The following is a 7040-nucleotide window of genomic DNA, read 5'->3' as shown; positions in this document are numbered from 1 at the left end:
GCCCAAGGCCACCCGCTGATCGACCGCCACACCAGCCAGTGGGGCGGCATGCCGGTCTTCATCGCCGGCGACGTCACCAACGACCGGCCATTGCTGCACGAAGCGTCGGACGCCGGCCGCATCGCCGGCGACAACGCGGCGCGCTGGCCCGATGTGCACAGTCGCCCACGCCGTGCGCCGCTGGCGATCGTCTTCAGCGAGCCGCAGATCGCCATTGCGGGGGCAAGCCATTCGGAGCTGGTCGCCACGGGCCGCGACTTTGACGTCGGCCGCGTCAGCTTTGCTGATCAAGGCCGCAGCCGCGTCATGCTCGTCAACCGCGGCGGCCTGCATGTCTATGCCGAGCGCGGCACGGGCCGGTTGCTGGGCGCCGAGATGATCGGCCCGGCCGCGGAGCACCTCGGCCACCTGCTGGCCTGGAGCGTGCAGCGCGGCGACACCGTGCAGCAGATGCTGGACTGCCCCTTCTATCACCCGGTCGTGGAGGAAGGCCTGCGCACGGCGCTGCGCCAGCTGCACAGCGATCTCCACCTGCCTGCGCCGCCCATCGAGAACTGCATGGACTGCGATACCGAGGCCGAGGTCGGCGGCTGACGACGCTAGGATCACAGGATGAAGAAGTTCGCTACCTGGAACGTCAATTCCCTCGCCGTCCGCCTGCCGCAGGTGCTGGACTGGCTGGCTGCCCACCCCGTCGATGCGCTGGTGCTGCAGGAGACCAAGCTCACCGATGACAAATTCCCGACCATGGAGATCGGCGAGGCCGGCTACCAGGTGCAGTGGTTCGGCCAGAAAACCTACAACGGCGTCGCGCTGATCAGCCGTGAACGCGCGGATGACGTCGTCAAGAACATCACCGGCTTTGCCGACGAGCAGGCCCGGGTCATCGCCGGCACCGTGGGCGGTGTGCGCGTCATCGGCGGCTACTTCCCGAACGGCCAGGCGCCCGACAGCGACAAGTTCACCTACAAGATGAACTGGCTGACCGGCCTGCGCGGCTGGTTGATCGAGGAAATGAAGCAGCACCCCGAGCTGGTGCTGATGGGCGACTTCAACATCGCGCCCGAGGACCGCGACGTCTACGACCCCGTCGCATGGGCTGGCCAGATCCACTGCACGCCGCAGGAGCGCGAGCACTTCCAGCAGCTCATAGCCCTGGGGCTGACCGACGCCTTCCGGCTTTTCGAGCAGCCTCCCAAGAGCTGGAGCTGGTGGGACTACCGCAACCTGGCCTTCCGCAAGAACCAGGGCCTGCGCATCGACCACATTCTCGTCAGCGAGGCTTTGAAGCCCCGCGTGGCGGCCTGCGAGATCGACAAGCTGCCGCGCAAGAACGAGCGGCCGAGCGACCATGCGCCGGTCATCGTCACCCTCGACGACTGACCTCGGATAGCGCGCGGACGACGCGGGCTACTTCTTCGCGAGGACCCAGGCCACCAGCGCATTGGCGTGTCCGTGGCCCATCTCGTGCTCGGCCTTCAACAGGTTGACCAGCTCCATGTGCTTCAACGGCCCGGCCCGGGTGATGACCTGTTCCCAGTGCGCGATGGGCTGGCCGTATTTCTTCTCGATGGAGGGGAAATAGGAGGCGGGGCCCTTGACCTTGTTGTCTTGCGTTGCCATATCGATACCCTTCAAGTTTGACTGACGCCCGGCGATCGGCCGGCATCTGCTGCATGACGAATCGGAGCAGCGAGTTTCGACAAACCGCGAATCGCAAACCGGTCATTTCAAAGGCGAGTGACATGCACAACAGGCATCTGGCAGGCAAGGTGGCCCTGGTGGCCGGCGCCACGCGCGGCGCAGGCCGTGGCATCGCGGTGGCCCTGGGCGAGGCCGGTGCGACGGTCTATTGCACCGGGCGCAGCACGCAGGCGGCCCGCTCGGAGATGGATCGACCCGAAACCATCGAGGAGACGGCAGCTCTCGTCGATGCTGCGGGCGGCCGTGGCATCGCGGTAAAGGTCGATCATCTGGTGGCCGACGAAGTGCGCGATCTGGTCGCTCGCATCGAACGTGAACAGGGGGCACTGCACGTTCTGGTCAACGACATCTTCGGCGCGAGCAAGATCGAATGGGGCAAGACCGTCTGGGAGTCGGATCTCGAATTCGGCCTGCACAGCCTGCGCCTGGCCATCGACACTCATGCCATCACCAGCCACTTCGCGATCCCGCTGCTGCTGAAGGCGCCGGGCGGCCTGGTGGTGGAGATCAATGACGGCACCGAGGAATACAACGGCACGCGCTACCGCAATTCCTTCTTCTACGACCTTGCCAAGGCGGCCGTGCTGCGCATGGGCTTTGCACTGGGCCATGAGCTGAAGTCGCACGGTGCCACGGGTTTGTCGCTGACGCCGGGCTGGCTGCGCTCCGAGGCCATGCTGGAGGCCTTTGGCGTGCGCGAGGACAACTGGCGCGACGCCATCGACCGCGTGCCGGGCTTCGCGATTGCCGAAAGCCCGGCCTTCGTCGGGCGGGCCGTCGTGGCGCTCGCGACCGACCCCGACGTCGCGCGTTGGAACGGCCAGTCGCTGTCCAGCGGCCAGCTGGCCCGCATCTACGGCTTCACCGACCTGGACGGCAGCCAGCCCGACGCCTGGCGCCACATGCTCGACAGCGAGGCGGGCGACGTCGACGTGGCGGCCTATCGTTAGATCGCGTCCAGATTTGCCTGGAAGCGTTCGAAGAAGCGCCCGATGTGCACGCCGTCGCACAGTGCATGGTGCACATCGACGGCGACCGGCATCAGCAGCCGGCCGTTCGTCTCGGTGAAGCGGCCGAAGGCCACCTTGGGCCGGTCGTCGCCTTGACCGCGCGCGTGGGTGAACGCAGTGAACCCCAGCCAGGGCAGCGCGGTCATGTGGACCAGCGTTTCCTCGCGCACGTCGCCGGGCTCATCGGCGGCGAAAAGGTCGCCACTGGCATGGCGCACGCGCTCGATGCCGGGCTTGGCGCGGGCGGCAAAGCTGGCGAGCGAAGGTTCGCGTGGCAGCGTCAGGAAGCCAAAACTTCCGTCGTCGCGCAGCACCGTCGTGCTGGCATGGATGACGCCGAACTCGCGCACGCCCCGGCCGCCGTCGGTCAGCGTCTGGCGCATCGCATCGATGCCATTGGCGGCCTCCAGCGCGGCGTGGTGGTAGGCCAGCCAGGGCGTGGCGCCGTGAGCAGCGGCGCGCTCGCGCAGGCCGGTCACGTCGACCGGCGCGGTGATGCTGAAGGCCGGCTGGGCCATGGTGCGGAAATGTGCCAGCGCGGCGCGGCGCGGCCAGGCGTCGAGAGGGATGTCGCGGTCTTGCATACGGACCGCATGCTCGCACGAAGGCACATGCGTGAACGTGGACAAAAAAGGAGCCCGGTCTGCCGAAGCAGGCGGGCTCGAAGGAGTTGAAGGGTGGTTGCGCGTCAGCCGCTCAGCTCGCCGCCTTGCATCGGCCGCACGCCGAAGTCATAGAGGGCCCGCTGGAGTTCCTCGGCGCGATCTTCGCCAAGGTCGGCAAAGAGGCGGCTGTTGGGCGTGCTGCGGATCTGGCCGATCTGGTTGTAGCCCAGCGTCTTGGCGCATGCCAGGGTGCGCGACGTCAGTGGCAGGCAATCGAGCGGCGCCTGATCGGCGAGGCTCAAAAGCCGGGCATAGGTTTCGGGGGAAATGGACACGGTGCCTGTGCTGCGGCAAGGGTGGGGGGCCSGGGCCGTGTGCAGCGGCATCAGGAATGCGAGGGATGCGGAGCTCGTTGGCTGGAGCTGGTCATCTGCGCAATCTATCGCTGTATGCATTGGGCAAGGAACCCGTCGATCAGGTCAGCCTCCAAGCTTGGGCAGACCGAGAAGTTCGCAGATCAGGTCGATGACTTTCATGGGGGGCTCCTGCAGGGTGGGGGCTAGATGTCGCCTGCCCGCACTTTCCCTGTTTTAGCCCCCCTAGAAACCTAGCAAGTCTGCTAGGTTGAAACCGCATTACAGAATGCCGGCAGCCACGCACTTGAGCACTGCCTGGTGCTTGGACGTCACGCCCAGCTTGCGCATCACATTGCCAAGATGGAAGTTCACCGTCTTCTCGCTCATGCCCAGGATGACGCTGACCTCCCAGGCCGTCTTGCCCTGGGCCGTCCAGCTCAGCACGTCCAGCTCGCGCCGGGTCAGCTTGGGCAGATCACCCTTGTTGAGCTTCGCGCCCAGCAGCCGGTCCGCCGCCGTCAGCGCATGCGCAGCCAGCAGCTGCAGGCCCGCAACCATCTGCATCAGCTGCATGCCCGGCTCGGGCAGCGCCTCGTCGCGATCCACGCCGAGCAGGAAGTGCTTGTCACCCGGCAGGTGCAGCTTGACGGCGATTCCCGTCTTGTAGCCGTAGGGTGCCTGCGCTTCCCAGATGTCCCCGGCGTCCGCCGCTACATACGTTTTCTGATCGTAGACGACTGGCACGGCATGGCTCATGAGCTTGGCCATGACGGGATCCCGACGGGCCTCGCCCAGGTCCTTCGCCACCGCGAGATACCCCTCGGGCGTATTCCCCAGCGACGTGATCTGCACATCGGCGTCCTGCAGGCGCCCACGCATCAGCACGCCGGAGATGATCGGGAAGCCCAGCGCATCCGCCGTCGCGACAAGACGGCGCTCGAAGCTTTCGAAGTCGTCACTCAGGCCGACGTCGATCAGCTGCTGGTAGTTCATTTCGGGCTTACCCATACCTGCCAAGTCTGCCAGCTTGTTCCCCACTGGCCCTGACCAGAGACTGCCCTCCCGTTCGAATCACACGACACAGAGGAGCCGTCCATRCCAACCCTGATCCAGTTGCCCGAAGGCAGCGTCTGCTGGCCGGTGGCCGCGCTGTCCAGCGCCGCCCAGGATGTCCGCCACGCCCGGACCCAGGTGCACCGCGTGCGCCGCGACGAGCACCGCGTCAGCGGCTCGACGCGTTGGGAGCGCTGCTATGCCGACGCCTGCGCCTGGGTGGAATGGGACTGGGTCGAGATCAACGAGGGCACCGTCGCGCAGGCCGATCCGCTCAATGTGCGCTCCAACGTGCTGCTGCTGGACGCCCGCGGCCGCCCGCTGCTGTCGTCGCGTCGCCGCGCGACGTTGGCGACGCTGGTGTATCTGCTGCCCTGGCAGGGCCCAGTGCTGGACAAGCTGAGGATGGACGAACCTTCGCGCCGCAAGGCCGTTGCGGAGCAGCGCCTGGCCGCTTGAACACTGGTGACAGCGCGGGGCACCGGCTTTGCGCAGAATCGAGGGCTTCATCGCTTGAAGCCGCCGCCATGAGTTCTCCCTCCCCCGAAGCCGTCCTTTCCCAATGGCAAGCTGACGAGGCCGCGCTGCGCACGCGGCAGCAGGGTGAAACCGGCCTGGCTTCGCGGGCCATGCTGGCTGGCAAGACCGGCCTGCAACAGATGCAGGCCATGCTGGATGGCCTGGCACCCCGGCCACCGATCAGCGAGACGCTGGACTTCCTGCTGATCTCGGTGGAGGACGGAATCGCCGTCTTCCAGGGGCGACCACAGTTCAAGCACTACAACCCGCTCGGCAGCGTGCACGGCGGCTGGTTCGCGACGCTGCTCGATTCCGCCCTGGGCTGCGCGGTGCACACGACCTTGCCGGTGGGCCGCGGCTACACGACGCTGGAGTTCAAGATCAACCTCGTGCGCGCGCTGAGCGACAAGGTGCCCTTCGTACGCGCCATCGGCAAGGTGGTGCACCGCGGCCGCCAGGTGACGACGTCGGAGGCGACGCTGGTCGGCCACGACGGCAAGCTCTACGCCCACGCCAGCACCACCTGCCTGTTGTTCGACCTGCCGAGCTAGACGCGCTCGAGCTTTTGGTGCGGCAGCGGCGGCAGCCGTACCGTGATCGCATCGCCCGGCTTCACGGCACCGCCGGCCAGCACGATGCTCATGATGCCGGCCTTGCGCACGACCTCGCCGTCGGCATCGCGGTCGACGACGGCCTTCAAGAGGCCAGCCTCGAAGTTCTCGATCTGCGGGCAGGGATTGCGCAGGCCGGTCACCCGCAGCACGACCTCGGCGCCGATGCGCAGTTCGGTGTCGCGCGGCAGTGCGAGCAGGTCGATGCCGCGGGTCGTGAGGTTTTCGCCCATCTGGCCGGGCTGCACGCCGAAGCCGCGGGCGGCGAGCTCGTCGAAGAGCTCGCCCTGGATCAGGTGGACCTGGCGCAGATTGGGCTGGGTCGGGTCCACCGCCACGCGCGAGCGGTGCTTGACCGTCACGCCGCAATGGGCGTCGCCTTCGACGCCCTGCCCTGCGATGAAGCGCAGCTCGCCTCTAGCGAACTTGGAGAATCTGTGCGTTGCGCTGGACCAGACGGCCGCGACGACCGCCAGCGTCATGCGCGCAGTGCCGCGGCCTCGGAGGCCAGCTTGGTGATGCGCGCCCAATCCTTGGCGTCGACCGCGTCCTGCGGCGTCAGCCAGGAGCCGCCGCAGACCTTGACGTTGGGCAGCTTCAGGAATTGCGGCGCCGTCTCCAGCGAGATGCCACCGGTCGGGCAGAAAGCCACGTCCGGGAAGGGGCCGGCGAGCGACTTCAGCAGGTTGACGCCGCCGACGGCAACGGCCGGAAAAAGCTTCAGGAAGCCAAAGCCGGCCGCATTGGCCTGCATGACCTCGGAGGCCGTCGACACGCCGGGCAGCAGCGGCAGGCCCTGGGCCTGGCAGGCGGCGGCCAGTGCGTCGGTGTAGCCGGGGCTGACGCCGAACTGGCAGCCGGCATTCTTGGCGTTCGTCACGTCGGCCGGGCTGCGCAGCGTGCCGGCGCCGACGATGGCGCCCGGCACCCTGGCCATGGCTTCCATGGCCTGCAGGGCGACGGGGGTGCGCAGCGTCACTTCGAGCACGCGCACGCCGCCAGCAACCAGCGCTTCGGCCAGCGGCACGGCGTCTTCCAGGCGCTGGATGACGATGACGGGGATGACGGGGCCGTGGCTGGCCAGGCTCAGGGTGTCGATCATTTCAATTCTCCATAAGACCGGGGTATTCGGGCCGAGCGCTGGGCCGCTCCCGAGCCGGCCCGCTTGGCGAAGCTTGCGGC

The 7040-nt window shown here is 67.3% G+C and carries 10 protein-coding genes and 1 pseudogene; 5 read left to right on the top strand and 6 right to left on the bottom strand.

Going from position 1 to position 7040, the window contains the following annotated elements:
* Positions 1-594, top strand: a pseudogene (locus ACXJKR_RS19750) (dihydrolipoyl dehydrogenase); the annotation flags it as partial.
* Between the two features lie 18 nt (positions 595-612).
* Positions 613-1383: an exodeoxyribonuclease III gene (locus ACXJKR_RS19745; protein ID WP_457324261.1), complete on the top strand. Its 771-nt coding sequence runs from the start codon at positions 613-615 to the stop codon at positions 1381-1383.
* Between the two features lie 27 nt (positions 1384-1410).
* Here the strand turns inward: ACXJKR_RS19745 and ACXJKR_RS19740 are convergent, their stop codons facing one another.
* The gene (locus ACXJKR_RS19740) at positions 1411-1623 is read right to left on the bottom strand and encodes a DUF4287 domain-containing protein (protein ID WP_057301230.1); all 213 of its coding nucleotides are present in this window, start codon (positions 1621-1623) and stop codon (positions 1411-1413) included.
* Positions 1624-1745: 122 nt separating this feature from the next.
* On the opposite strand from ACXJKR_RS19740, the gene ACXJKR_RS19735 reads away from it, so the two are divergent.
* On the top strand, positions 1746-2654 hold the full coding sequence (locus tag ACXJKR_RS19735; protein ID WP_457324260.1) for an SDR family oxidoreductase: 909 nt from the start codon (positions 1746-1748) through the stop codon (positions 2652-2654).
* Here ACXJKR_RS19735 and ACXJKR_RS19730 read toward each other — a convergent pair.
* The 3 genes from ACXJKR_RS19730 to ACXJKR_RS19720 all read right to left on the bottom strand — a co-directional run bounded on the left by ACXJKR_RS19730 (position 2651) and on the right by ACXJKR_RS19720 (position 4683).
* On the bottom strand, positions 2651-3298 hold the full coding sequence (locus ACXJKR_RS19730; protein WP_457324259.1) for a CatA-like O-acetyltransferase: 648 nt from the start codon (positions 3296-3298) through the stop codon (positions 2651-2653). The two genes, ACXJKR_RS19735 and ACXJKR_RS19730, sit on opposite strands and share 4 nt — an antisense overlap.
* A 104-nt stretch (positions 3299-3402) precedes the next feature.
* Complete coding sequence (locus ACXJKR_RS19725) at positions 3403-3654, bottom strand: hypothetical protein (RefSeq protein WP_157281978.1); 252 nt, start codon at positions 3652-3654, stop codon at positions 3403-3405.
* Positions 3655-3954: 300 nt separating this feature from the next.
* The gene (locus tag ACXJKR_RS19720; protein ID WP_082532931.1) at positions 3955-4683 is read right to left on the bottom strand and encodes a helix-turn-helix transcriptional regulator; all 729 of its coding nucleotides are present in this window, start codon (positions 4681-4683) and stop codon (positions 3955-3957) included.
* Positions 4684-4788: 105 nt separating this feature from the next.
* Here ACXJKR_RS19720 and ACXJKR_RS19715 point away from each other — a divergent pair, with 105 nt between their 5' ends.
* Together ACXJKR_RS19715 and ACXJKR_RS19710 are read left to right on the top strand one after the other, a co-directional pair.
* Positions 4789-5187, top strand: coding sequence for a DUF4902 domain-containing protein (locus ACXJKR_RS19715; protein ID WP_457324258.1), 399 nt, complete (start codon positions 4789-4791; stop codon positions 5185-5187).
* A 68-nt stretch (positions 5188-5255) separates the two neighbouring features.
* Entirely contained in the window at positions 5256-5798 is a 543-nt protein-coding gene (locus ACXJKR_RS19710; protein ID WP_056202381.1) for a PaaI family thioesterase, read from the top strand.
* Here the strand turns inward: ACXJKR_RS19710 and ACXJKR_RS19705 are convergent.
* Positions 5795-6340 carry an MOSC domain-containing protein gene (locus ACXJKR_RS19705; protein WP_457324257.1) on the bottom strand — a complete coding sequence of 182 codons (546 nt, stop codon included), beginning with the start codon at positions 6338-6340 and terminating at the stop codon, positions 5795-5797. The genes ACXJKR_RS19710 and ACXJKR_RS19705 overlap by 4 nt on opposite strands.
* Entirely contained in the window at positions 6337-6960 is a 624-nt protein-coding gene (gene eda / locus ACXJKR_RS19700) for a bifunctional 4-hydroxy-2-oxoglutarate aldolase/2-dehydro-3-deoxy-phosphogluconate aldolase (RefSeq protein ID WP_200955318.1), read from the bottom strand. The genes ACXJKR_RS19705 and eda overlap by 4 nt, the downstream gene beginning before the upstream one ends.
* Positions 6961-7040: the final 80 nt, after the last annotated feature.

It is taken from the genome of Roseateles sp. P5_E11 (assembly GCF_054049355.1).
Note: the sequence above shows the minus strand (reverse complement) of the source record. Positions and strands in the feature narration are given on the sequence as shown.

What these genes read in the sequence shown, in the direction of transcription:
- ACXJKR_RS19745 (WP_457324261.1), top strand. Translation starts at nt 613, where the DNA reads ATGAAGAAGTTCGCTACCTGGAACGTCAATTCCCTCGCCGTCCGCCTG.
- ACXJKR_RS19740 (WP_057301230.1), bottom strand. Translation starts at nt 1,623, where the DNA reads ATGGCAACGCAAGACAACAAGGTCAAGGGCCCCGCCTCCTATTTCCCC.
- ACXJKR_RS19735 (WP_457324260.1), top strand. Translation starts at nt 1,746, where the DNA reads ATGCACAACAGGCATCTGGCAGGCAAGGTGGCCCTGGTGGCCGGCGCC.
- ACXJKR_RS19730 (WP_457324259.1), bottom strand. Translation starts at nt 3,298, where the DNA reads ATGCAAGACCGCGACATCCCTCTCGACGCCTGGCCGCGCCGCGCCGCG.
- ACXJKR_RS19720 (WP_082532931.1), bottom strand. Translation starts at nt 4,683, where the DNA reads ATGGGTAAGCCCGAAATGAACTACCAGCAGCTGATCGACGTCGGCCTG.
- ACXJKR_RS19710 (WP_056202381.1), top strand. Translation starts at nt 5,256, where the DNA reads ATGAGTTCTCCCTCCCCCGAAGCCGTCCTTTCCCAATGGCAAGCTGAC.
- ACXJKR_RS19705 (WP_457324257.1), bottom strand. Translation starts at nt 6,340, where the DNA reads ATGACGCTGGCGGTCGTCGCGGCCGTCTGGTCCAGCGCAACGCACAGA.
- eda (WP_200955318.1), bottom strand. Translation starts at nt 6,960, where the DNA reads ATGATCGACACCCTGAGCCTGGCCAGCCACGGCCCCGTCATCCCCGTC.